Source organism: Streptomyces sp. NPDC107522, assembly GCF_055657525.1.
The window spans coordinates 140,596-164,371 of record NZ_JBVKAU010000001.1; the positions used below are offsets into that span (position 1 = coordinate 140,596).

The window sequence follows — 23,776 nt, forward strand, 5'->3', positions numbered from 1 at the left end:
GCTGCCGCACGCCGAGGGCCAGTGCTGCCGCCACCCCGAGGGCTACCGCACAAGCCCCCGCAGATCCACCGATCCAGCCAGCGCAGCGAGCCCCGCATCGCCGGGATGCAGATGGTCCCCGCTGTCATACGCAGGAAGCATCCGGGAAGGCCGCGCCGGATCCCGTACCACCGCGTCGAAGTCGAGCACGCCGTCGAACCCGGCGACGCCGGAGCGGATCCACTGGTTCACCTTGACCCGCTCCGCGTCGACTGCCGCCGTGCACCGCGCCTCCCCCTCGCACGGCAGGATCGTCGCCGCCAGCATCCGCAGCCCGCGCGCATGCCCCCTGTCCGCGATCCAGCGCAGTCCGGCGATCACCTGCTCCGCGGTCGTGCCCCACCGCACATCGTTGACGCCCTCAAAGACAACCACCGTACGCACCGACGTCTGGGCCAGAACATCCCGGTCGAACCGGTACAAGGCGCTCACCCCGGCCGTGTCCGTCGACACCCCGTCACCGGGATAGCGGTCGCTGACCACACGGTTGCCCGAAATCCCCTGGTTCAGCACCCCGTAGCGCGGGACCACACTCTGGTTCAGCAGCCGTGTGGCCAGCACATTGGGCCACCGCCGGTTGGCGTCCACCGAGGACTTGTCCCCATCGGTGATCGAGTCCCCGAGCAGCACCACGGACCCCGGCCCGCCGCTCACGTCGACGCCCGTCAGCAGCGGCCAGCTGGTCAGGACCGTGCCGTACGGCGCCCCGGAGCCGTCCGCCGTGTGGTCGCCCGGTCCGCTCAGATACGACCGCTGCTGCGCGAGCCGGTGCACGGGAGCGGCCGGCACGGTGCCGGGCAGATGGAAGCTGACCAGCAGATTGGTGTCCGCGGGCACCGCGAAGCCGAGCGGATCGCTGTAGGCCTGCGCCCCCGCCGGGATCTCGACGCCCGCCGCACCCCGGAAGGACACCGCGACGGGCTTGCCCCGCGCTGCCGCGCCCGCCTTCTGCACCGCCACCGTGGCGCTCCCGATCCGCACCGGAACCGCCGCGAAGGTGTTGTCGAACCGCAGCCGCACCCGCGGCCCGCCCGCCGAGGTGTGCACCACCAGCCGCAGCGTCCGGTCGCTCCACGGCCCCACGGCCGGATAGCCGCCGGTCGCCGCCGACCAACTCCCCGTCCAGCCCGGGGTCGCGGCCCGCACGGCCACCGCGAAGACATGCAGCCCGGCCGCGCGGGGCAGCCGCACCGAGACGACCGTGCGCCCCGGGGCGAGCGGCACTGTCACGACGTACAGCCGTGCCCGCTCGGTGAGTTGACCGCGCGGCGTGTTGATGTGCGGCAGCGCGACCGCCTTGGTGGCGAGCGGGCCGGTGCGCCAGTCGGGGGCGGTCAGGCTGTAGGACGTCCGCGTGCCGTCGGCGTACGACACCGTCCCCGTGCCGTCGGCGTCGATGCCGCCGGTGCCCGCCGCCAGGAAGGCGAGCGCGTCGCCGCGGCCGCGCACCCGCACGTTCTGTCCGTCGGCCAGGACGTTGTCCGGCCGGCCGGGCTGCCGCTTCGGCCAGGTCAGCCGGGCGCCCTGCACGGTGAGTGTGCGGCCGGGCGTCCAGCCCGCGGCCGACAGGTCCTGCGCCGACAGGGAGCCGCCCGAGCCGTCGAAGTCGGCCTCGCCCGGCCGGGCGTCGCGGCTCACCGCCGTGTTGTCGAAGAGCCGCTCCAATGGGAGCGGCTCGGCTCTCGCGCCGGGGGCGGAGTGTGCCGAACCGATCGGCACCAGGGTGGCGAACAGGGCGAGGACGACGGTGGAACCCCACAGACATCGGCGCACGGCCGACTCCTCTCGTTCACGCAGCGCACGACCGTTCACGACGAGACGAAAGACGCATCGCGAAGGTAGAGAGGCACCTGGTGCTCGTCAACGAGCCATGCCCGAAGTCGGCGTGAACCAGACCCGAATCAGCCTTCCGCGCGCCTGTGGTGCGTACGCCGGTACGAATGACACGCTGGGTGTATGAAGATCCCTTTTCTGGGCCGCCGGCCCGAGAAGCGCGGAGCCCCCGACCCCGAGGGCCTCGCCGAACTCCTCTCCGAGTGCGAACTCCTGCGTTCCCACGCGTCCCGGGCGGGGATCGAACTCGATGACACGGCGGCCTCCTTGGAGGCGCTCGACCAGTTGTTGCCGCGCTGGCGGGACGACGAGGAGGTCCTGCCCTGGCTGGGCAATGACGCCGGTCTGTATCTCGGCACCGTCCTCGTGCGCACCGTGCCCGGAGCCGCCTGGGAGATCTGGCCGGACGGCCAGCCGGTGGTCCGGCTGGCCTCCGGCCGTGAGTTCGATGTCGTGACCTCGGGGCAGGAGTGGGCCGCGAACGGGGTGCCGGAGCTGTCGCAGCTGTACGCGGAGGTCGCGGAGGCATGAGGTCCGGGCCTGCACCGCAACATAAGAGCGGTGTAAATACGGCTTATGCCCGAAAAGTGCGTGTCGCATATTAAGTCCACTCCTGCCCGGATAGTTTGCGGCCACCGCTACACAGCTGAACATGACTGGGGCTGGGCATGGCTGGCGATCCACTGATCGAGCTGCGTGACGTCAACAAGTACTTCGGGGACCTGCACGTACTGCAGGACATCGACCTCACCGTCGCCAAGGGCGAGGTGGTCGTGGTCATCGGCCCGTCGGGTTCGGGGAAGTCGACGCTGTGCCGGGCCATCAACCGGCTGGAGACCATCCAGTCCGGGACGATCCTGCTCGACGGTCAGCCACTGCCCGAGGAGGGCAAGGCGCTCGCACGGCTGCGTGCCGAAGTGGGCATGGTCTTCCAGTCCTTCAACCTCTTCGCCCACAAGACGGTCCTGCAGAACGTCTCGCTGGGCCAGGTCAAGGTCCGAGGGCGCCGGAAGGAGGACGCCGACAAGCGCTCCCGCGAACTCCTCGACCGCGTCGGCGTGGCCGACCAGGCGGACAAGTACCCGGCACAGCTCTCCGGCGGCCAGCAGCAGCGCGTCGCCATCGCCCGCGCCCTCGCGATGGGCCCGAAGGCGATGCTGTTCGACGAGCCCACCTCCGCGCTCGACCCCGAGATGATCAACGAGGTTCTGGAGGTGATGCGTCAACTCGCCCGTGACGGTATGACGATGATCGTCGTCACCCATGAGATGGGCTTCGCCCGCTCGGCCGCCAACCGCGTCGTGTTCATGGCCGACGGCCGCATCGTCGAGGACCGCAGCCCCGACGAGTTCTTCACCAATCCCAGCAGCGAGCGCGCCAGGGACTTCCTGTCGAAGATCCTCCACCACTGAGCGGAAAACACGACCATGCCGAGACCAACGGCGTTTTCCACGCCGGAATCCTCGCCGTGTCCGACCTCGACTACGATGGTCCGTCCGTCCCCAAGGCCGTGGCGGTGGCCCCGGCCACGACCAGGGACGCTGCTGCCGGGTGGGGATCCCCCCACCGCCCCTGGATCCAGGGGCAGCAGGGGGCAGCAGTCATAGAGCCATACCCGGCCGGCGCCGGCCGGAGATCACTGCTCGCGCAGGGGAACCGACACGTACGACGGGTCGTTCGCCGGCGAGGAGAAGGTCAGCCGCGCGCCGGACGGGTTGTGCTCGATGTAGAGCGGGTCGACCGTGTCGACGACCAGGGCGAGCCGGTGCCCTGCCGGTACGTCGTAGGCCGTGGAGTACAGCTCCAGGTCGACGGCGAAAGGCTTTCCGGGCGTACGTCCGTGGAAGGTGTACGGCGCGTTGCTGACCAGCTTGCCGAGGCCGAGCGGGCCCACGTCGTAGAGGTAGGCGACGAGGGTGCCGCTCTCCTTGGTCGGGGTGATCGTGGTGTGCAACTTCGCCGTGCCGCGCACGCGTTGCGCCGTGGCGTACTTCTCCGATTGCCATACGGCCGCCCAGCGCCGGGGGATCAGGGGGATCGAGGCCACCGGGGGCAGTTGGGCCACCTGGTCGAGGATGCTGGACAGGAAGACGACCCCGCCGTCCGCGCCCGAGTTGACGTTGGTGTGGATGGTGGTCGTGCCCGAGAGGGCGATCTTCTTGTTCGTCGCGCCCACCGACTTCCAGTCCGGGTAGCCCTCGTAGCCGCCCGTGGAGCGGGACTTGAGACGGACGGGCAGCTCGCCGTCGATGCCGTTGGCCTCGCCCTTGAGGTAGTGGTCGAACCAGCGCTCGGTGTCCGTCCAGACGTCGTTGGGCAGGCCGAACAGTCCGGTCAGCTCGGCGGTGGCGTGGTCGCCGGGCCGGAACTCCAGCCGCTTCGGGCCGGTCAGCTTCTCGTAGAAGTCCGCGTACTGGTTGGGCGGGAAGACCGTGTCGCCCCAGGCGTTCGCCATCATGACCGCGGCCCCGCTGTCGTTCAGTTGGTCCACGTATGTAGCGACAGAACGTTTCTTCCCCCAGTTGATCATGTCCTGTTCCTTGGACAGGTTGGAGGCGTAGAAGTCGTCGAAGATCTGCCGGACTTCGGCGCTCTGGCGGCCGGTGACGAGGCTCGCGCCGTCCAGCAGTGCGGCCGCCTGGACGTGCTGGGTGCGGCCGGAGTAGATCGAGTCGATGAGGTCGGCCCAGCCGCTGAGGGCGGCGACCGCCCTGACTCGTTTGTCCTGCGCGGCTGTCAGCAGGCTGATGCCGGCGCCGTACGAGACGCCCGCCATGCCGATGTGGGCCGCGTCCGCAGGGGTGTTGGCGAGCGCCCAGTCGATGACCCTGGACGCGTCGGCTGTGTCGGGCGGTCCCGCCACTTCTATCTCGCCGCCCGACTGCCAGAAGCCGCGCACGTTGTAGGTGACCACTACATAGCCCGAGTTCGCGAGCTTCTGGGCCTGTGCGACGTACTCGATCTGCGGCAGGCCCCAGCTCGTGGGCAGCACGAGCAGCGGGTAGCGGCGGGTGCCGTCGGCGCCGGCCGGCGTGACGACGTTCGCCTTGAGGGTGGTGCCGCCGTCGCCGGTGATGTCGACGAAGCGGACGTCGTTCGTGGCGGCTTGGGCGGCGGGGGCGAGCCCGAGGGCGCTACCGGCGACCAGAGTCGCGGAGACGGCGCCCACGGCGGTCGTACGCAGGGCCTTGCGATGGTGTCCCACGGGTCACTCCTCACTCGTGTCAGTGCAAAGTGACCGAACGGTAACCGGGGCCCCTTACCGCAAGTAACCCGTCGGTAAGTTACGTGCCAGTAACGATTACCGGAATGTGATGAACCTCAGGAGGCGCGGTGGGTATTGCGCGGAGCCGCCGGTGCCGGCAGGGGCGCCTGCGCCGCCCGCGTGACGTCCGCGACCAGCTCCACCACATCCGGGCCGTACGCCTGCGAGTTGACCACCTTCAGCAGCAGGACGAAGGAGCCGTTGCCGTGCTTGCGGGTCAGTCGCTCGTGGTTGCGGGCGAGGTAGCGGGTGGCGGCCTGGTTGGTGATCGCGGTCTGGCCGCAGAACAGGAAGACGGGGCGCGTGCCGTGGCTCTGGTCGACGGTGAGCCGGGCGAGGAGCGCGTACTCCTCCTTGCCGACCTCCACCCGGTAGCGCTCGGAGCCGATCTGGAAGGCGCCCCGGTCCGGGCCGGGTTCGGCGTCGACGTTCACCCGCACACCGGGCAGCAGGGAGGCCAGGTGGGCCATCATGCGGCGGTTCGACGCCGGGCCGCCGACGCAGAACTCGGTGCGCTCGCCGAAGCCCTGGCGTGCCGCGTCGTGCGGGATGATCTGGGCGTGGGCGTTGCAGTCCTTGATGAGGGCGGCCAGTTCGAGGAGCGCGAACACGTCGTAACGCATCACCGTCAGCTCGGGTCCGCCGGCCCCGCGGTTCACCACGAGCAGGGACTCGGCGTTGTCGGGCAGCCCGAAGAATGCCTGCTTGCGGCGCAGCTTGCGCTTCCACAAGTAGGTGCGGGCCAGCCAGCCGAGCGCGGCGCTGATGCCGGCCGCGACCACGCCCAGGACGATGTTGCGTACGTCGTCATTCATGGGCGCGCATGCTAGCGGGCGATCGCAAACCCGTGTTCGAGCAGAGCCTGGTGTGGGCGGGCTGACGGGGCCATGCCGATCGAATAGGCTGCGCGAACGGTCCCTGACTGGAGGTGCGGATGCGTCGCCCTGTCGCACGAAAACTGTCGGTCCTGGCGGTCTCGGCCGCCGTGGTCTCGGTGGGGGCGGCAGCGCCACCCGGCGCCGGGGGCACGGAAGTCGAGAAGGTCCCGGTCGCCGTCGGCTACGGCGGCGCGGTGTCGAGCGTCGACGCGGACGCCTCCGCGGCCGGCATCGAGGTCCTGCGCAAGGGCGGCAACGCCGTCGACGCCGCCGTGGCCACGGCCGCCGCGCTCGGCGTCACCGAGCCCTACTCGGCCGGTATCGGCGGAGGCGGCTACTTCGTCTACTACGACGCCAAGTCCCGTACGGTACAGACCCTCGACGGCCGCGAGACGGCGCCGCTGACCGCCGGCTCCGACCTGTTCGTGGAGAACGGCACGGCGATCCCCTTCGCCGAGGCCGTCAGCAGCGGCCTGAGCGTCGGAACCCCGGGCACCCCCGCCACCTGGCAGAAGGCCCTGGACAAGTGGGGGAGCAAGGGGCTCGGCACCCTGTTGAAGCCCGCCGAGCGGCTCGCCCGGGACGGCTTCACCGTCGACGACACCTTCCGCGCGCAGACCGCCGCCAACGAGACCCGGTTCCGCTACTTCCCGGACACCGCGAAGCTGTTCCTCCCGGACGGCCGACTCCCCGTCGTCGGCTCCACCTTCAAGAACCCCGACCTCGCCCGCACCTACTCCGAGCTGGCAAGGAAGGGCGCCGGGGCGCTCTACCGGGGCGACCTCGCCGAGGACATCGTCGACACGGTCAACCACCCGCCCGTGGACCCGGGTTCAGGCTGGAAGGCCCGCCCCGGTGACCTGACCGCCAAGGACCTGGCCGCCTACCGCGTCAAGTCGCAGGCCCCGACGAAGACTGCGTACCGGGGACTCGGCGTCTACTCCATGGCGCCCTCCTCCTCCGGCGGCACTACCGTCGGCGAGGCCCTCAACATCCTTGAGAGCACGGACCTGTCGAAGGCGAGCGAGGTCCAGTACCTGCACCGCTACATCGAGGCCAGCCGGATCGCCTTCGCGGATCGCGGTCGCTGGGTCGGCGACCCCGCCTTCGAGGACGTACCGACGAAGGAGCTGCTGTCGCAGCGGTACGCCGACTCGCGGGAGTGCCTGATCAAGGACGACGCGGTGCTGACCAGCCCGGTCGCGCCGGGCGACCCGCGCAACCCGGCGGCCTGCGACGCGAGCGGCACGGCGGCCCCCACCACCTACGAGGGCGACAGCACGACGCACCTCACGGTGGCCGACAAGTGGGGGAACGTCGTCTCGTACACGCTCACCATCGAGCAGACCGGCGGCAGCGGCATCACGGTCCCGGGCCGTGGCTTCATCCTCAACAACGAGCTGACGGACTTCTCCTTCACCCCGGCCAACCCGTCCGTCCACGACCCGAACCTGCCGGGGCCCGGCAAGCGACCGCGCTCCTCGATGTCCCCGACGATCGTCCTCGACCAGCACAACAAGCCCGTCGTGGCGCTCGGTTCGCCCGGTGGCGCGACCATCATCACCACCGTGCTGCAGACCCTGACCGGGTTCCTCGACCGCGGGCTGCCACTCGTCGACGCGATCGCCGCGCCGCGCGCCAGCCAGCGCAACCAGACCACCACCGAACTCGAACCGGGCCTGTGGAACAGCCCGTTGAATGCGCAGCTGGAAGCGATCGGGCACGGCTTCCGGCAGAACCCGGAGATCGGGGCGGCGACCGGTGTGCAGCGGCTGCCCAACGGGAAGTGGCTCGCGGCAGCCGAGACGGTACGGCGGGGCGGCGGCTCGGCGATGGTCGTACGGCCTGCCTCGTAGCCGTCACAGCTCGGGGGCGGGCGGCAACTCCTCCGTACGGAAGGCGAGCCGTCCGTCCTCCACGTCCACCGTCACCCGGCCGCCCTCGCCGATCCGGCCGTCCAGGAGGAGCCGGGAGAGCTGGTTGTCGACCTCCTTCTGGATGGTGCGGCGCAGCGGGCGGGCGCCGTACTCGGGCTGGTAGCCGCGCTCGGAGAGCCAGTCGACGGCCGTGTCGGTGAAGTCGACCGAGACGCCCTGGGCGTGCAGCAGGCGGCGGGTCTTGTCCAGCAGCAGGTTGGTGATGCGCTCCAGCTGGTCGTGGGTCAGCTGGCGGAAGACGACGACCTCGTCGATGCGGTTGAGGAACTCGGGCCGGAAGTGCTCCCGCAGCGGCCGCAGGATCCGCTCGCGCCGCGCCTCCTCGTCGGCCTCCGCGTCACCCGCGCCGAACCCGATCCCGGTACCGCCCCGGGTGATCGCCTCCGAACCCAGGTTGCTGGTCATCACGATGACCGTGTTGGTGAAGTCGACGGTCCGGCCCTGGGAGTCGGTCAGCCGGCCGTCGTCCAGCACCTGGAGCAGGATGTTGAAGACGTCCGGGTGCGCCTTCTCCACCTCGTCGAGGAGGAGGAGTGAGTAGGGGTGCCGGCGGACGACCTCGGTGAGCTGGCCGGCCTCCTCGTGGCCGACATAGCCGGGTGGGGCGCCGACCAGTCGGCTGACGGTGTGCCGCTCCTGGTACTCGCTCATGTCCAGGCGGACCATGCGCTCCTCGCTGCCGAACAGCGCCTCGGCGAGCGCCCGGGCCAGCTCGGTCTTGCCGACGCCCGTCGGGCCGAGGAAGAAGAAGCTGCCGATCGGCCGGTCGGGGCTGGCGAGCCCGGCCCGGGAGCGCAGCACCGCGTCGGAGACCACGCGCACCGCCTCGTCCTGGCCGACGACCCGCTCGTGCAGGTGTTCCTCCAGGCCGAGCAGCTTGTCCTTCTCCTCCTCGGTGAGGCTGCTCACCGGGATGCCGGTCTGCCGGGACACGACCTCCGCGATCGCCTCGGCGGTGACCTCCAGGTCGATGCCCTCGTCGACGTCCTCGTCGCCGGACGCGTCCGCGATGCGCTGCTTCAACTCGACGATACGGTCCCGCAGCTGCGTCGCCTGCTCGTACTGCTCGTCGGCGACCGCCTGGTCCTTGTCCCGGTACAGCTGCTCGACCTCGCGCTCCATGGCACGTACGTCCGTGCCCTTGGTCCGCGCGCGCAGGCGTACCCGGGCGCCCGCCTGGTCGATCAGGTCGATCGCCTTGTCCGGCAGGCGGCGGTCGGTGAGATAGCGGTCCGACAGCTCCACGGCGGCGACGAGCGCCTCGTCGGTGTAGCGGACCTGGTGGTGGGCCTCGTAGCGGTCGCGCAGGCCGCGCAGGATCTCGATCGCGTCCCCGGTCGTCGGCTCGGGGACGAGGATCGGCTGGAAGCGGCGGGAGAGCGCCGCGTCCTTCTCGATCCTGCGGTATTCCTCCAGCGTGGTCGCGCCCACGATGTGCAGCTCGCCGCGCGCCAGGGCCGGCTTGAGGATGTTCCCCGCGTCCATGGAACCGCCCTCACCGCCGCCTCCGGCGCCCACGACGGTGTGCAACTCGTCGATGAACACGATCAGTTGGTCGGAGTGCGAGCGGATCTCGCCCACGATGTTGTTGAGCCGCTCCTCGAAGTCGCCCCGGTAGCGGGTGCCCGCGACCACGCCCGTCAGGTCGAGGGCGACCACCCGGCGGCCGCTGAGCACGTCCGGTACATCTCCGTCGGCGATCCGCTGGGCCAGGCCCTCCACGATCGCGGTCTTGCCGACACCCGCGTCACCGATGAGCACCGGGTTGTTCTTGCCGCGCCGCGACAGCACCTCGACCGTCTGCTCGATCTCCTCCTCCCGGCCGATCACCGGGTCGATACGGCCCTGGCGGGCGAGGTCGGTGAGGTCGCGGCCGTACTTGTCGAGGGTGGGCGTACCGGTGTCGACGCGGGGCCGCTGGTCGACGCGGGGGCCGACCTGGGGGGCTTCGGGCGTCTGGGGCGGGCCTGACGGCGCGAAGCGGGCCGCGTTGAGGATGTGCCCGGCGGCCGAGTCGGGGTTCGCGGCGAGGGCGCTGAGCACATGCTCGGGGCCGATGTAACCGGCGCCGCGCGCCCGGGCCAGGTCGTGCGCGTCCAGCAGGGCGCGCTTGGCGGCCGGGGTGAGGGACAGCGACGTCGGCGGCGGGGCCTCGCCCGGCGGGTGCTGGACCGGGCCCGACCGCTCGTCGATCTCCGTCGCCAGCGAGTCGGGATCCGCGCCCGCCCGGCTGAGCAGCGACCGCGTCGGCTCGGCGGACAGGGCGGCCCGCAGCAGGTGCTGGGTGTCCAGGTCGCGGCTGCCGTGCTCGGCGGCGTACTGGGCGGCACCGCGCACCAGCTCCCGGGCCGGCTGACTGAGCAGTCGGCCGATGTCGATCTGCCGGGGACCGGGGCGCGGTCCGCCGAAGAAGCGGGCGAGGAATTCTCCGAAGGGGTCGTAGTCCTCCGGACCACTGAAGCCGCTGGTCATGGCGTTCCCATCCGGCGTCCCTCGCGGGCAGGGACGCCCTCGCTGGTCGACGTGCCGAGGCCGGGTAACCGGGTTCGGGCACGCTCATGCCACGATGGCACGTTCTGGCTCAGCGGGCATGTGCAGGAACGCGGGTCCCGGGCGCTGCCCGCCGCCTGCGGCGGTCCGGTGCGCGTGGCAGGGCCCGCTCGGAGGCGTCCGCCTCAGCCGTGGGCCCGACCTCCGTCGTGGTCCGCCGGCGTCCCGCCGGGGCGCAGCATCTGGCTCGTGGCCAGGTCACGGTAGAGGGGGTCCCGGACCAGCAGCTCCTCGTGGCGTCCCTGGGCGGTGGTACGGCCCTGGCGGAGCACGACGATGTGGTCGGCGTGCTGCACCGTGGACAGGCGGTGGGCGATGACCAGCAGGGCGCATTCCTGGGCGACGTCCTTCATCACCGTGGTCAGCCCCGCCTCGTTGATCGCGTCGAGGTGGGAGGTGGGCTCGTCCAGGAGGAGGAGCGCGGGGCGGGCGAGCAGGGCGCGGGCCAGGGCGACGCGCTGGCGTTCGCCGCCCGAGAGGGTGCTGCCGCGTTCACCGATGACGGCGTCCAGCCCGCCGGGGAGGCGGTCGACGAGCTCCTCCAGCCGGGCCAGTGCGAGGACCCGCCGGATCTCGGCGTCCGGGGCGTCGGGCACGGCGTAGGTGATGTTCTCCCGCAGGGTGCCGTGGACGACATGAGTGTTCTGGTCCACCACCGCGATGCGTCGGCGGCAGGCGTCGCGGCCAAGTTCGGCGGCGGGGCGCCCGTCGAACAGCACGGTTCCCGCGTCCGGTTCGTAGAACCCCGCCACCAGTGCGAAGACCGTGCTCTTGCCGGCTCCCGACGGGCCCACCAGGGCCACGTGCCGGCGGTGCGGGACGGAGAAGGACACGCCCGACAGCACGGGCCGGCCCGGGGCGTAACCGAAGCGGACGTCGTGCAGGGCGAGCGCCGGCCGGCCGGCGGGGACGGACGGCGGCGGCCGGTGGCGGGTCCGCCCGGCCGCCGGGCCCGTGTGCTCCACGGGGAGGCGCAGCGCCTGGTCGACACGCCGGTATGCGCCCATGCCGCGCTGGACCAGACCCACCGCGTGGAAAACGCAGGACAGCGGCAGGACCAGGTACGAGGCGTACAGCAGGAACGCGACGAGGTCCCCGAGGGACCCGGCGTGACCGCCGACCCGCAGACCACCGACGACGAGCACGATGAGGAAGGAGCCCTGGACGGCGAGTTCGACGGCGGGACTCATGACGGAGGCGAGCTTCGCGGTGCGCACCCCCGCGTCGTAGGCCTCCTCGACCCGGCCCCCGATGCGGGCGGCCTCGCGGTCCTCGGCGCGGTGCACCCGGACCATGGGCAGGGCGCCCAGGGCCCGTTCCAGGTCCGCGGCGACGGCGCCGACCGAGTCCTGCATTCGCTCGGACGCCTTCCGCAGGCCCTGGAGCAGCGAGGTGACCACGGCCGCGGCGACGGCCACGGTGAGCGCGACCAGAAGCAGCAGCAGCGGGTCGAGCCACGCCATCAGGATCACCGCTCCGGCGGCGACGAGGCTTCCGGTCACCAGGTCGACCAGGGCCTGCGAGACGACCTCGCGCAGCAGGGTGGTGTCGGCGGTGACCCGGGAGATGAGGTCGCCGTTGCGGTGGCGGTCGTACTCCCGCATCTCCAGCCGGAGCAGCCGCCCCACCAGGCCGAGCCGGAGCTGCCGTACGACGCCCTCGCCCATCCGCTCCAGCAGGAAGCGCCCCGCCGACCCGATCGCCGCTTCCACGAGGAACAGTGCGCCGAGGAGTGCCAGCAGCGGCCAGACGACCTGGCCGCGGCCGCTCGCGTCCACGGCGTGCCGGGCCACCAGCGGCTGGGCCAGCCCCAGCGCGGAGCCGGCCAGCGTCAGTGCGGTGGCCACGGCGACGGCGGTCCGGTGCCCGGCGGTGAGCCCGTACAACGTGGCCACGGCCGCGCGGGTCGACCGGTCCTCGTCGGCGGACTCGTGGCGCCCGTGGTCCGAGACCGTGCTGCCCGCCGCCGGACCGGCGTCCGCAACCGTCCCGTCGCTCACAGGTCTGCCGGCTCGACGGCCACCAGCCGGGCGAAATAGCCGTCGGGTACGCCCTCGCCCACCGGGCGGCCCTCCGCTTCGATCCAGGCGTGCGCGGTGAAGGGCGGGACGACGCGCACTCCGGTGCACCAGGTCGGCCACGTCCCCCTCAGCCGGCACAGCAGCGCGGCCCCCAGGGAGCGCGGCAGGCACCCCTTCGGGGCGGCGCAGCGCAGGCTGGCGGCGCACATGGCGTCGCGCGCGTCCTGGGCCTGCGCGGTGGTGGCGGGTGCGGCACCGCGCCGCACCACGCCCAGCACGGCGCGGATGCGGCGGGGTGGCAGGAGGGCGAGGGCGACGGCGGGGAGCAGGACGAGGAGGGCGGCCAGGCGGTGGCCGAGGGGCACACCGGTGGGGCGTTCCAGCGCGCTGGGTGTCGTCATGAGGCCAGTCCCGCCTCACGCAGATGACCGACGAGCGCCTCGACGTCCCGCTGGGCCTGTGCCCGGTCGATCTCGAACTCGCGGACCAGGGCGGCGGTCGCGTCCGCCTCCTCGCCGCCGTCGAGCAGGGTACGGACCACAAGGGTGGCGGTCGGGTTCAACTCCCAGTAGGTACCGGCTCGTTCGTCCAGAAGTACGGTGCCGTAGTCGGTCTCGGCCGTGGAAATGTGCGCGTCGAACCGCAAGGGCATGCGCTCGCCTTTCTGACGGGGTTCTCAGGGAGTGCGGGCACGGCTGTGGGACAGCCCCCGCAGCCACACCTCGGCGGCGATGGTGGAGTAGAGGATGGCTTCGGAGAGGCCCGGTGAGGTCGGGCGCTGGGCGAGGCGGCGCAGCTCGGCGCCGTCCACCAGGCCCAGCGCCTCCAGCCGTGAGCCCTCCCACAGGGCCAGCAGGTCACCGCGGTGCCGGCGCAGTCCGTTGGCGGCGTCCATGGCGGCCGTCGCCTTGTTGGCCCGCCGCAGGCAGTCATCGGGCACGATTCCGCGCATCGCGGCGCTCAGGACGGGCTTGTACCGCCAGGGAGTGACGCGCTCGCTCGGACGGACCGCGAGGAACGCCTCGACGACGCGGTCGTCGAAGAAGGGGGAGGCCATCGGCAGACCCGCGCGCGCCGCCATCCGGTCCCACTGCCGGATGACTCGCGTGCACGAGCGGATCTGCTCCAGGTCTGTGTGCAGTCCACGGTCCGGGTGCAGCGGCGAGGCCGTGGCCGCCGCGTCGAGCAGTGCCCGGCGGGCCATCCGCTCGGCCTCGGGGGTCACCCAGTCGAACAGGCGCGGGGCCATGCCCCAGCCGAGACTCGTCGCGACGGACGAGGGCAACGGGCCACGCAGCCGGCTCGCTCCGTCGGCGAGCCACTTCCCGTACGGCCGGGAGTCGGCGAGGGCGCGGGCCGTGTCCCCCAGTGGCCACTGCCACAGCGCCCGGTACCCGCGCAACTGGCGCAGGGCGAACAGTGGACGGGTGCGCAGCAGCCGGTGGTAGTACGCGTCGGAGCACCATGCCACGTGGTCGCCGCCGATTCCGGTCAGGTGCAACCGGCTGCCGCGTGCGGCGAGGCCCGGCAGGTGGTGCAGGACCCGGGAGCGGTCCATGACGCCGATGGTGGGCTCGTCGAGGAGGTCGTCGATGCCGAGCAGATCCTCATAGACCAGCGGCGAGGCGTCGGCGTCCCACACCACGTGTTCGACGTCCGGGAGGTGCTTGATGGCCCGCTCCGCCCAGTGCAGGTCGGTGTCCGCCGGATCGCGGCCCGGCCAGGTGCTGGCCACCACGTGGGCGGGGGAACGGTCGGCCAGGAAGCAGATGGAGGTCGAGTCCAGGCCGCCGGACAGGTCGCAGCTCACCACGCCGCCCGGCCGGGTCCGCGCGCCCACGGCCTCCTCCAGCGCCGTCCGGATCAGGGGCGCCGCCTCGGCGAGTGGCCGCACCGGCTCCGGCGGCGTCCACCACCGGGTGTGCCGTACGGTCCGCCCGTCCGCGGCGACGATCACGGCGTCCTGCGGGGGCACGGCGGTGACCGGGCGCCACAGGGAGGTCTCGAACAGGGGGTAGGGGGCCGGCCACAGCAGCCGGACGGCCAGCTCCTGCGGATCGGGGTCGAGGCCGAGCGCGGCGGCGAGCGTGTCGGCGCGGGTCGCGGCCACCCGGACGCCGTCGATCTCCGCGTGGAAGACCAGCCGCAGTCCGGAGGCGGTGCCCTGCACCCGGACCTGTCCGTCGAGGGCGGCGACGAGGTGGAAGCTGCCGGGGAGGGAGCGGGCCGCCGCGTCGAGTTCCGACAGATCCCTCAGTCGTGCGGCCGTACGCCGCAGTTGCACTGCCTCGACGGGGCAGCAGCCGATGACGGCGAGGGTGGCACTTCCGGCGCTCGCGGTGACGATCTCGTCGTCGTGCCAGTGGCCGACCAGCCAGGGCCGGCCCGACGCGTGTGCGAGGGTCCGGCTACCGGGGCGGGCGAAGGAGCGGGCCACGGCGGCCGCGTCCGCACGGTCCGGAAAGACCGTGAAGTGCGCGTCGCCGGGGCCCGTCCCCGCACTTTCGTGCAGTTCAGTCATGACGTCGGGTCAGTGCCGTCGCCCGTCAGTTCTTGCTGAAGATCAGCCGGTCGTTGCCGGAGCGCTGAAGGAGCCCCGTCTCCTTGCGGAACGTACCGAGCCTGACGAGCGTCGGCGCTTCGTATGCCTTCTTCATGACTTCTCCTCACTGCGGTTGTGGTCCCGTCCCCGGATGGGGAGGGGGCGCCACACCAGCTAGCTGCGAAACGTGAGGACGGGGCAAGGAGCGGCACGAAAGTATGACGGTATGAAAAGGCAGATGCCTCTGGCCTGTCGCCGGCGCACGCGTACCTGGCAAGAGGTGTTGCATCGGTCGAAGTTTGCCGTGCGCATGCGCGAAGAAACGTTCCTAGCTGTGGCCGCATTTGTGGTCGCGCGCGCCGTGCATGAGGATCGTGAGGGGAGCCGCTGGGGCGCACTGTGCAGTTGTCGGCGCGCACCATGTCCGGCGGGTGCGGACCCCGGCGGGTGGTGTGATCACAGGGCTTACCGGGCGGTGAGAATGCGCGGTCCCGCCTCCGTGATCGCCACCGTGTGCTCCGCGTGCGCCGCGCGGGAGCCGTCGTTCGTGCGCAGGGTCCAGCCGTCCGGTGCCGTGTGGTAGCCGTCCTTGCCGCTCGCGATGAGCATCGGCTCGATGGCGAGGACCATGCCGTGCCGCAGCGGAAGGCCCCGGCCGGGACGGCCCTCGTTCGGCACCCCCGGGTCCTCGTGCATCTTGCGGCCGATGCCGTGCCCGCCGAAACCGTCCGGGATGCCGTACCCGGCCCCCCGGCACACCGTGCCGATCGCGTGCGCGAGGTCGCCGATGCGGTTGCCGACCACCGCCGCCTCGATGCCCGCCGCCAGCGCCCGTTCCGCCGTCTCGATCAGGCGGACGTCGGCGGGGCGCGCCCTGCCGACCGTGAAGCTGATCGCCGAGTCGCCCGCCCAGCCGCCCAGTTCGGCCCCGCAGTCGATGGAGACGAGGTCGCCGTCGCGCAGGCGGTAGTCGGTCGGGATGCCGTGCACGATCGCGTCGTTCACCGACGCGCAGATGACGGCGGGGAAGGGGACGGGCGCGAAGGAGGGGTGGTAGCCGAGGAAGGGGGAGGTCGCGCCCGCCGCGCTCAGCACCTCGCGCGCCACCTCGTCCAGCTCCCGCAGGGAAACCCCCACGTCAGCGGCTTTTCGCACGGCCGTCAGGGCCTGGCCAACGACCTGCCCGGCCGCGTACATCTCATCGATCGACTTGTCCGTCTTCAGCTCCACCATGCCAATTACTATACCGGTATTTGAATAGGGGGGCGAACGTGACGGGGTGGGGAGCGGTATTAGAATGGGCGCCATGGTGCGCACCCCTCTCACCCCCGAAGAGCGTGAACGCGGCGAGCGGCTCGGCCGGTTGCTCCGCGAGGCCCGCGGTGGCCGCAGCATGACGGAGGTCGCGGCGAGCGCCGGTATCTCCGCCGAGACGCTGCGCAAGATCGAGACGGGGCGGGCCCCGACTCCGGCCTTCTTCACGGTGGCCGCCCTCGCGCAGGCCCTCGGGCTGTCGATGGACGAGCTGGCCGGGCGCTGCACGCCGGTCGTCGAGGCCGCCGCCTGACGGGTTCGCACGTCACGTTCCGGCAGCTGCGGCGTACTCTGCGTTCAGTCCGAAAACTTCCCGTAGCGCGTTCGTAACATGGCTGGTGTTGCCTAACGGACCGGAGTACTCCGGTCTGGCGGGAGTTGGGCGATGTCAGTGGAACAACTCCCGGCTCGGGTACGGGAGTTCGTGGACTACCTGGACGGCCTCGTGGCGCGCCTGGATCAGGGCGGCGGCTGGTGCGGGGTGTTCTGGCAGCGTGACCCGGAGGGCATGCAGGCCTGCCTCGCCGGACGCGAAGTGCCGCCCTGGGACGTGGTGGAGTCGCTCCTGCACGACCTCGCCGCCCAGTACGGTCCCGGCGGCGCCGGACCCGAGACGGAGCGCGCCCGAGCCCTGCACACCGCCGCCCTGGCCGTGTACGACGCCCGGCCCGGCGGCCGCGAGGCCCTCGGGGACCGGCTCGACGTCATGCTCCGCGAACAGCGGTACGCCGCCGAACGGCAAGCCGAACTCGGGCGGTTGCTCGCCTCCGCCACCACCCGGGAGGAGGCCGACGCCATCCGCCTCGACCTCGCCTGGGCCCGCGACGACCACGACCGCGCGACCGCCCGGTGCGCCGAACTCCGGGCCCGGATGACCGACCTGGACCGACTGGCGGCACGGGACCGCGGCCAGGCGATACGGCGGGACCGGGTGGGGGAGAAGGCCGTGTTCCGCCTTGACGAACGGGGTGGGGACGACGGGTTCCGGGACGGGCAGGTGGGGGGCGACGGGTTCGGGGATGGCCGGGTCGGGGGCGACGGGTTCCGGCGCGAGGGGGCCGGGAGCGACGGGTTCAGGAGCGAGCGGCTCGGGCGTGCCAGGGCCGAGGCCGCCGGCTCCCAGGACGGCAGGTACGGGGACGACGGGCTCCAGAACGAGCGGTTCGAGGGTGACGGGTTCCGGCACGATCGGCCCGTAGGCGCCGGGGTCGAGTCAGCCGGCCCCCAGGACGTCGGGTTCGCAGGCCCTCGGCCCCGCGCGGACGGTATGCAGCCGAGAGAGGCCGGCGGCTACGGCGGCGGATTCCCGGGTGTGCCGCATCAGCGCGACGAGCGGTCGGAGGCCGAGGCGGCCGAGTGGCACGCAGCGCGGCGGGCCGCCCGTGACGGGGCGGCGGGACGTCGTGACTCTCGCCCGGAGGGGGCTGCGGGTTCCCGCACCGGGGGAGGCGCCGCCGAGGCGGCCGAGTGGGCGGGTGCGTACGGCACCGACGCCGGTGCAGGGCGACCCGGCGGGCATCCCATGGACCGATCCGTCCCGGCCGGAGCCGCCGCGTCCTCCGACTGGCCGCAAGTGCGGCACTCCGTCGCGGGGCACCCCGACGACCGGCCGGCCCCGGCCGGCGCCCCCGCCGACACGACTCCCGGCGACCACACCCGGACTCCGCCGGCCGACTCCGACCCCGAACCCGCTCCCACCCCCACCTCCAAGCAGCGCAAACGCCGCCGAGGCAGCGCCCGCTTCGCCGGGATGGTCGAGGAGGAGGCCGCCCCCGTCGTCGTACCGCCGACCGCCGCACCCACCCTCCCGGCCCAGCCCGCCACCGGGCGCCGCACTCCGCGCGGAGCACGGTTCGCCGGGGCCGCCGCCGAGGCACCCGCGACCCCGGAGCAGCCACGGCGCGAGCCGATGGGCGAGCAGGACCGACGGGAGGTCGTACGGACCGTGGAGACGCTCGTGCGGCTGCGCGGTGAGGGCCGTAGCGGCGAGGCGCATGCGCTGCTGGTCGAGGCCGCCTACTGGCCCGCCGTCCGTTTCCCGCTGCTCGCGGCCGAGATGGAGCGTGCCGGACTGGGCGCCGACTGGGCGACCCTGCTGTGGGAGGCCGCCTCGCTGCCGGCCGAGCGGCTCGTGGCCGCCGCCGACGCCCTGACCGCGGCGGGGCGGGCCGGCGACGGGGAGCAGATCCTGCGCCAGGGCGTGGCGCGGCCCGCGAACGAGATCGGGCAGGCCGTGGTCGGCCTGGCCGGCGAGGGACGGCCCCGCGAGGTCCGCGCGCTGCTCGACGCCTACGTCCGCGTCCGCACCCCGGAGGAGGCCGCCCGCAGCGCCGCGCCCGACCCGAAGACGCTCGTACCGCTTCTGCTGGAAGCTGCCCAGGGCGTCTCGGACGAGCGCTACTGGGACCTCGTCCACGCCCTGCGCGTGGCGGGCTTCGCGGCGTGACACCTCGCCCTGCCGACGTCTCCCCACAGGGTGATACACCCGTCCCACCGGCCCCACCGGTCACCCACTGGAGTGTGAAACGTGATCGACTCAGCGGGTTAACGACGATGGTCTTGGCAAGGCTGTTCCAGGGGCTTACTTTCAAGCCTCTACGGCCCCCCTCTACGGGCGTAGAGGCTCTGACGTCCCGTCGAAGGAGCAGCTCATGGCCAACGTCGTACGTGCCGCTCTGGTCCAGGCCACCTGGACCGGCGACACCGAGTCCATGGTGGCGAAACACGAGGAGCACGCCCGGGAGGCGGCCCGGCAGGGTGCGAAGATCATCGGCTTCCAGGAGGTCTTCAACGCTCCCTACTTCTGTCAGGTCCAGGAGCCGGAGCACTACAAGTGGGCCGAGCCGGTCCCCGACGGGCCGACCGTGCGTCGTATGCAGGAGCTCGCCCGCGACACCGGCATGGTGATCGTCGTACCGGTCTTCGAGGTCGAGCAGTCGGGTTTCTACTACAACACCGCGGCCGTGATCGACGCCGACGGCACCTTCCTCGGCAAGTACCGCAAGCACCACATCCCGCAGGTCAAGGGCTTCTGGGAGAAGTACTACTTCAAGCCCGGCAACATCGGCTGGCCCGTCTTCGACACCGCCGTCGGCAAGGTCGGCGTCTACATCTGCTACGACCGTCACTTCCCGGAGGGCTGGCGGCAACTCGGGCTCAACGGCGCCCAGTTGGTGTACAACCCGTCGGCCACCTCGCGCGGCCTGTCGGCCTACCTCTGGCAGCTGGAGCAGCCCGCGGCGGCCGTCGCCAACGAGTACTTCGTCGCCGCGATCAACCGCGTCGGGCAGGAGCCGTACGGCGACAACGACTTCTACGGGACGAGCTACTTCGTCGACCCCCGCGGGCAGTTCGTCGGGGAGGTCGCGAGCGACAAGACCGAGGAGCTGATCGTCCGCGACCTCGACTTCGACCTCATCGAAGAAGTGCGGCAGCAGTGGGCCTTCTACCGCGACCGCCGACCCGACGCCTACGAAGGACTGGTGCAGCCGTGACCAAGGACCTGCTGGGACGCCACCGCTCCGTCATGCCGGACTGGCTCGCCCTCTACTACGAGGAACCGCTGGAGATCACCCACGGCGAGGGCCGCCACGTCTGGGACGCCGAGGGCCGGCGGTACCTCGACTTCTTCGGCGGCATCCTCACGACGATGACCGCGCACGCGCTGCCCGAGGTGACGAAGGCGGTGAGCGAGCAGGCCGGGCGGATCATCCACTCCTCCACCCTCTATCTCAACCGGCCGATGGTCGAACTCGCCGAGCGCATCGCGCAGTTGAGCGGCATCCCGGACGCCCGCGTCTTTTTCACCACCTCCGGCACCGAGGCCAACGACACCGCCCTGCTGCTCGCGACGACGTACCGGCAGAGCAACACGATCCTCGCGATGCGCAACAGCTACCACGGCCGCTCCTTCAGCGCGATCGGCATCACCGGCAACCGCGGCTGGTCGCCGACCTCGCTGTCGCCGCTGCAGACGCTGTACGTCCACGGCGGGGTGCGCACGCGCGGTCCGTACGCCGGGCTGAGCGACGAGGACTTCATCGCCGCCTGCGTCGACGACCTGTTGGACCTCCTCGGCCACACCCGCCCGCCCGCGGCCCTCATCGCCGAGCCCATCCAGGGCGTCGGCGGCTTCACCTCGGGCCCGGACGGGCTGTACGCCGCCTTCCGCGAGGTGCTCGCCGAGCGCGGCATCCTGTGGATCGCCGACGAGGTGCAGACCGGCTGGGGCCGCACCGGCGACCACTTCTGGGGCTGGCAGGCGCACGGGCAGTCCGGGCCGCCGGACATCCTGACCTTCGCCAAGGGCATCGGCAACGGCATGTCCATCGGCGGGGTCGTCGCCCGCGCCGAGATCATGAACTGCCTGGACGCCAACAGCATCTCGACGTTCGGTGGCACCCAGATCACCATGGCGGCCGGCCTCGCCAACCTCAACTACCTGCTGGAACACGACCTTCAGGGCAACGCCCGGCGCGTCGGCGGGCTGCTCCTGGAGCGGCTGCGGGCCGTCGCCGCGCATGTGCCGCACGTACGGGAGGTGCGCGGCCGGGGCCTGATGCTGGGCATCGAGATCACCAAGCCCGGCACGGACGAGGCCGACCTGGCCGCCGCGTCCGCCGTGCTGGAAGCGGCCCGCGAGGGCGGCCTCCTCATCGGCAAGGGCGGCGGCCACAGCACCAGTTCCCTGCGTATCGCCCCGCCCCTGTCCCTCACCGTCGCGGAGGCCGAGGAGGGCGCCGCGATCCTCGAGAGCGCTCTGAGGAGCATCTAGCAGGACCCATCCGGAGCACCTGAGTAAGGGAACGCCGCCATGACCGCCACCTTGGAGCCCCTGGAACCCCTCGAACCCCTGGAACCCGCCCTGTCGGTCCGGCAGGTCCTCACCCTGGAGCGGGTGCTCGCCGGGGAGCCCGAGGTGGTGGCCGGCGCCGGTCAGCTCGACCGGCCGGTGCGCTGGGTGCATGTCGCCGAGGCACCGGACGTCGGGGTGATGCTCAGCGGCGGCGAGATGGTGCTCACCACCGGCGTGCTCCTCGCCGGCGACGAGGAGAAGCAGGCCGAGTACATCCGCTCCCTGCACCGGGCCGAGGCGGCGGCCGTCGTGCTGGGCCTCGGCCGGGCGTTTCCCGCCCCGCCGGAGGTGATGCGCCGGGCGGCCGAGCGGTGCGGGCTGCCCATGGTCGTCCTGCACCGGCCCTTCCCCTTCGCCGAGCTGACCGAAGAGGTCCAGTCCCGGCTGGTGCGGCGGAAGTTCGCCGCCGTCAGCCTCTCGGAGGCCGTACGGACCGCGCTCACCGGACTCATCACAGCGGGCGCCCCGCTGCAGCGCCTCCTCGACGAGGTCGCCGCGCACAGCGCCTGCCCCGTCGTCGTCACCAACCTCGCCCACCGCGTCCTCGCCACGGCGGGGGAGCGGCCGGCGGTGGACGACGTGCTGCGCGACTGGGAGCGCATCGCCCGCCAGGCCGGCGGCAGCGAGGGCGACGGCTGGATCCGCGCCGAGCTGGGCGGGCGGGGGGAGCGGTGGGGGCAGATCATGCTGTGCGGGTACCGCGGCGACACCGCCACCGGGCGGCTGCTCGCCGACCGCGCGGCCGAGGCGCTCGTCCTGCACCGCATGCTCGGCGGCAACTCCGCGCACACCTGGGAGGAGCAGTCCGCGCAGAGCCTGCTGACCGACCTCGTCAGCGGGGTCGTACCGGCGCGGCAGCTGCTGCCACGCGCGCGTGCGGCCGGGTTGCCGGTCAACCGGCGCACCTTCGTGCCGTTGGTCGTGCGGGATGTCGGACCGGCCCAACTGGAGCGCGTCCTGCGGATGCTGGGGCTGTCAGGGATCGTCGCCGAGCTCGCCGACGGGGCCACCGCCGTGCTGCTGAGCCTCGCCCGGGACCAGGACGCGCGCGTGCTCACCGCGAACTTCGCCGCCCGGGTGCGCTCGGAGTCCGGGGCCGCCCGGACCGTCGTGGCGGCCGCCGACGCCCGGACCGCCTGGGACGACGTACCCGCCGGGGTGCGCGAGGCCCAGCACGTCGCCGATGCCGTCGCCGACTCCTCGGCCGCCCTCGACCTCCCGGCCGTCGTACGCCTGAGGGACGTTCATCTGCGCGGCCTGATCCGGTTGCTGCGGGACGATCCGCAGGTGCAGTCCTTCGCCGAGCGGGAGCTCGACGGGCTGCTGTGCGGTGCGGATCAAGATCTGCTGGCCGTGCTGCGCACCTACCTCGCCACCGGCCGCAACAAGTCCCGTACCGCCCAGCTCCACCATGTGTCCCGCCCGGCGCTCTACCGCCGCCTGGAGGCGATACAGACCCGGCTGGGTGTGGACCTCGACGACTTCGAGCAGGCCGCCTCGGTGCACATCGCGCTCCTCGCGCACGACGCGCAACAGGGTTGAAACACGCAACGACCTGGGAAAACGGCGGTGAAACATGGGCCCACGAGAGGGTGACACCGTGGCACGCCGCACGCCCGCAGACGTGACACGGTGCAACTCAAACCGGATCTTCGGCACTCCTACTCTCGCTGCACACCGAGCGACCGGAGGTCCCGATGAGCAGAGTGATCCGTGCCGCCCTCTTCCAGACCGCCTGGACCGGCGACAAGGAATCGATGATCCAGGTGCACGAGCAGGCGGCCCGCGACGCGGCCGCGCAGGGTGCCCAGATCCTGTGCTTCCAGGAGCTGTTCTACGGGCCGTACTTCTGCCAGGTCCAGGACAAGGCGTTCTACGAGTACGCCGAGCAGATCCCCGAGGGCCCGATCGTCAGGCGATTCCAGGCGCTGGCCAAGGAGTTGGGCATCGTCCTGATCCTCCCGATGTACGAGGAGGAGCAGCCCGGCGTCCTCTACAACACCGCGGCCGTGATCGACGCGGACGGCTCGTACCTCGGCAAGTACCGCAAGCACCACATCCCCCAAGTCCCGGGATTCTGGGAGAAGTTCTACTTCCGGCCCGGCAACCTCGGCTGGCCCGTCTTCGACACCAAGGTCGGCAGGATCGGCGTGTACATCTGCTACGACCGTCACTTCCCGGAGGGCTGGCGGGCGCTGGGGCTAGCGGGCGCCGAGATCGTCTTCAACCCGTCGGCCACCTCGCGCGGCCTGTCGGCCTACCTCTGGCAGCTGGAGCAGCCGGCGGCGGCCGTCGCCAACGAGTACTTCGTCGGCGCGATCAACCGGGTCGGTGTCGAGGAGCTGGGCGACAACGACTTCTACGGCACGACCTACTTCGTCGACCCGGAGGCCCAGTTCGTGGGCGAGGTGGCGAGCGACAAGGAGACCGAACTGGTCGTCCGCGACCTGGACATGGCCAAGCTGCGGGAGGTGCGCGACCGCTGGCAGTTCTACCGCGACCGCCGTCCCGACGCGTACCCCCCGCTGACCGCACCCTGACC

At 71.9% G+C, this 23,776-nt stretch carries 19 protein-coding genes; 9 read left to right on the top strand and 10 right to left on the bottom strand.

Going from position 1 to position 23,776, the window contains the following annotated elements; all coding sequences use genetic code 11:
- Nucleotides 1-42: 42 nt before the first annotated feature.
- Entirely contained in the window at nucleotides 43-1,812 is a 1,770-nt protein-coding gene (locus ACZ7L6_RS00605) for an SGNH/GDSL hydrolase family protein (protein WP_471919744.1), read from the bottom strand.
- Between the two features lie 183 nt (nucleotides 1,813-1,995).
- Here ACZ7L6_RS00605 and ACZ7L6_RS00610 point away from each other — a divergent pair, with 183 nt between their 5' ends.
- Both ACZ7L6_RS00610 and ACZ7L6_RS00615 read left to right on the top strand, forming a co-directional pair.
- Entirely contained in the window at nucleotides 1,996-2,403 is a 408-nt protein-coding gene (locus ACZ7L6_RS00610) for a DUF6278 family protein (protein WP_471919745.1), read from the top strand.
- 137 nt (nucleotides 2,404-2,540) lie between these two features.
- On the top strand, nucleotides 2,541-3,284 hold the full coding sequence (locus ACZ7L6_RS00615; RefSeq protein WP_471919746.1) for an amino acid ABC transporter ATP-binding protein: 744 nt from the start codon (nucleotides 2,541-2,543) through the stop codon (nucleotides 3,282-3,284).
- A 224-nt stretch (nucleotides 3,285-3,508) separates the two neighbouring features.
- Here ACZ7L6_RS00615 and ACZ7L6_RS00620 read toward each other — a convergent pair whose 3' ends face one another.
- Together ACZ7L6_RS00620 and ACZ7L6_RS00625 are read right to left on the bottom strand one after the other, a co-directional pair.
- Nucleotides 3,509-5,077 carry a CocE/NonD family hydrolase gene (locus ACZ7L6_RS00620; RefSeq protein WP_471919747.1) on the bottom strand — a complete coding sequence of 523 codons (1,569 nt, stop codon included), beginning with the start codon at nucleotides 5,075-5,077 and terminating at the stop codon, nucleotides 3,509-3,511.
- A gap of 116 nt (nucleotides 5,078-5,193) precedes the next feature.
- A complete protein-coding gene (locus ACZ7L6_RS00625; protein WP_471919748.1) occupies nucleotides 5,194-5,952 on the bottom strand; it encodes a hypothetical protein in 759 nt (252 codons plus the stop codon).
- Between the two features lie 119 nt (nucleotides 5,953-6,071).
- On the opposite strand from ACZ7L6_RS00625, the gene ggt reads away from it, so the two are divergent.
- On the top strand, nucleotides 6,072-7,871 hold the full coding sequence (gene ggt / locus ACZ7L6_RS00630) for a gamma-glutamyltransferase (protein ID WP_471919749.1): 1,800 nt from the start codon (nucleotides 6,072-6,074) through the stop codon (nucleotides 7,869-7,871).
- 3 nt (nucleotides 7,872-7,874) lie between these two features.
- Here ggt and ACZ7L6_RS00635 read toward each other — a convergent pair whose 3' ends face one another.
- The 7 genes from ACZ7L6_RS00635 to map form a co-directional block, all read right to left on the bottom strand.
- Nucleotides 7,875-10,424, bottom strand: coding sequence for an ATP-dependent Clp protease ATP-binding subunit (locus tag ACZ7L6_RS00635; protein ID WP_471919750.1), 2,550 nt, complete (start codon nucleotides 10,422-10,424; stop codon nucleotides 7,875-7,877).
- A gap of 203 nt (nucleotides 10,425-10,627) precedes the next feature.
- Complete coding sequence (locus ACZ7L6_RS00640) at nucleotides 10,628-12,502, bottom strand: ABC transporter ATP-binding protein (protein ID WP_471919751.1); 1,875 nt, start codon at nucleotides 12,500-12,502, stop codon at nucleotides 10,628-10,630.
- Complete coding sequence (locus ACZ7L6_RS00645) at nucleotides 12,499-12,924, bottom strand: lasso peptide biosynthesis B2 protein (protein WP_471919752.1); 426 nt, start codon at nucleotides 12,922-12,924, stop codon at nucleotides 12,499-12,501. Before ACZ7L6_RS00645 ends, ACZ7L6_RS00640 begins: the two co-directional genes overlap by 4 nt.
- A complete protein-coding gene (locus tag ACZ7L6_RS00650; RefSeq protein WP_471919753.1) occupies nucleotides 12,921-13,175 on the bottom strand; it encodes a lasso peptide biosynthesis PqqD family chaperone in 255 nt (84 codons plus the stop codon). Before ACZ7L6_RS00650 ends, ACZ7L6_RS00645 begins: the two co-directional genes overlap by 4 nt.
- Before the next feature lie 24 nt (nucleotides 13,176-13,199).
- On the bottom strand, nucleotides 13,200-15,044 hold the full coding sequence (locus ACZ7L6_RS00655) for a lasso peptide isopeptide bond-forming cyclase (RefSeq protein WP_471919754.1): 1,845 nt from the start codon (nucleotides 15,042-15,044) through the stop codon (nucleotides 13,200-13,202).
- Nucleotides 15,045-15,069: 25 nt separating this feature from the next.
- Complete coding sequence (locus tag ACZ7L6_RS00660) at nucleotides 15,070-15,180, bottom strand: keywimysin-related RiPP (RefSeq protein WP_023549519.1); 111 nt, start codon at nucleotides 15,178-15,180, stop codon at nucleotides 15,070-15,072.
- A gap of 350 nt (nucleotides 15,181-15,530) precedes the next feature.
- Nucleotides 15,531-16,298, bottom strand: a complete 768-nt coding sequence (gene map / locus ACZ7L6_RS00665) for a type I methionyl aminopeptidase (protein ID WP_471919755.1) — start codon at nucleotides 16,296-16,298, stop codon at nucleotides 15,531-15,533.
- Nucleotides 16,299-16,371: 73 nt separating this feature from the next.
- Here map and ACZ7L6_RS00670 point away from each other — a divergent pair, with 73 nt between their 5' ends.
- From ACZ7L6_RS00670 to ACZ7L6_RS00695, 6 genes are all read left to right on the top strand, one after another.
- A complete protein-coding gene (locus tag ACZ7L6_RS00670; protein WP_471919756.1) occupies nucleotides 16,372-16,632 on the top strand; it encodes a helix-turn-helix domain-containing protein in 261 nt (86 codons plus the stop codon).
- A 132-nt stretch (nucleotides 16,633-16,764) separates the two neighbouring features.
- Nucleotides 16,765-18,825 (top strand): hypothetical protein, encoded by a 2,061-nt coding sequence (locus ACZ7L6_RS00675; protein ID WP_471919757.1) that lies wholly within the window; start codon nucleotides 16,765-16,767, stop codon nucleotides 18,823-18,825.
- A gap of 205 nt (nucleotides 18,826-19,030) precedes the next feature.
- A complete protein-coding gene (locus ACZ7L6_RS00680; RefSeq protein WP_471919758.1) occupies nucleotides 19,031-19,873 on the top strand; it encodes a nitrilase-related carbon-nitrogen hydrolase in 843 nt (280 codons plus the stop codon).
- Nucleotides 19,870-21,153, top strand: coding sequence for an aspartate aminotransferase family protein (locus ACZ7L6_RS00685; protein WP_471919759.1), 1,284 nt, complete (start codon nucleotides 19,870-19,872; stop codon nucleotides 21,151-21,153). Before ACZ7L6_RS00680 ends, ACZ7L6_RS00685 begins: the two co-directional genes overlap by 4 nt.
- A gap of 39 nt (nucleotides 21,154-21,192) precedes the next feature.
- Complete coding sequence (locus ACZ7L6_RS00690; protein ID WP_471919760.1) at nucleotides 21,193-22,776, top strand: PucR family transcriptional regulator; 1,584 nt, start codon at nucleotides 21,193-21,195, stop codon at nucleotides 22,774-22,776.
- Nucleotides 22,777-22,931: 155 nt separating this feature from the next.
- A complete protein-coding gene (locus ACZ7L6_RS00695) occupies nucleotides 22,932-23,774 on the top strand; it encodes a nitrilase-related carbon-nitrogen hydrolase (RefSeq protein WP_471919761.1) in 843 nt (280 codons plus the stop codon).
- Nucleotides 23,775-23,776 lie beyond the last annotated feature (2 nt).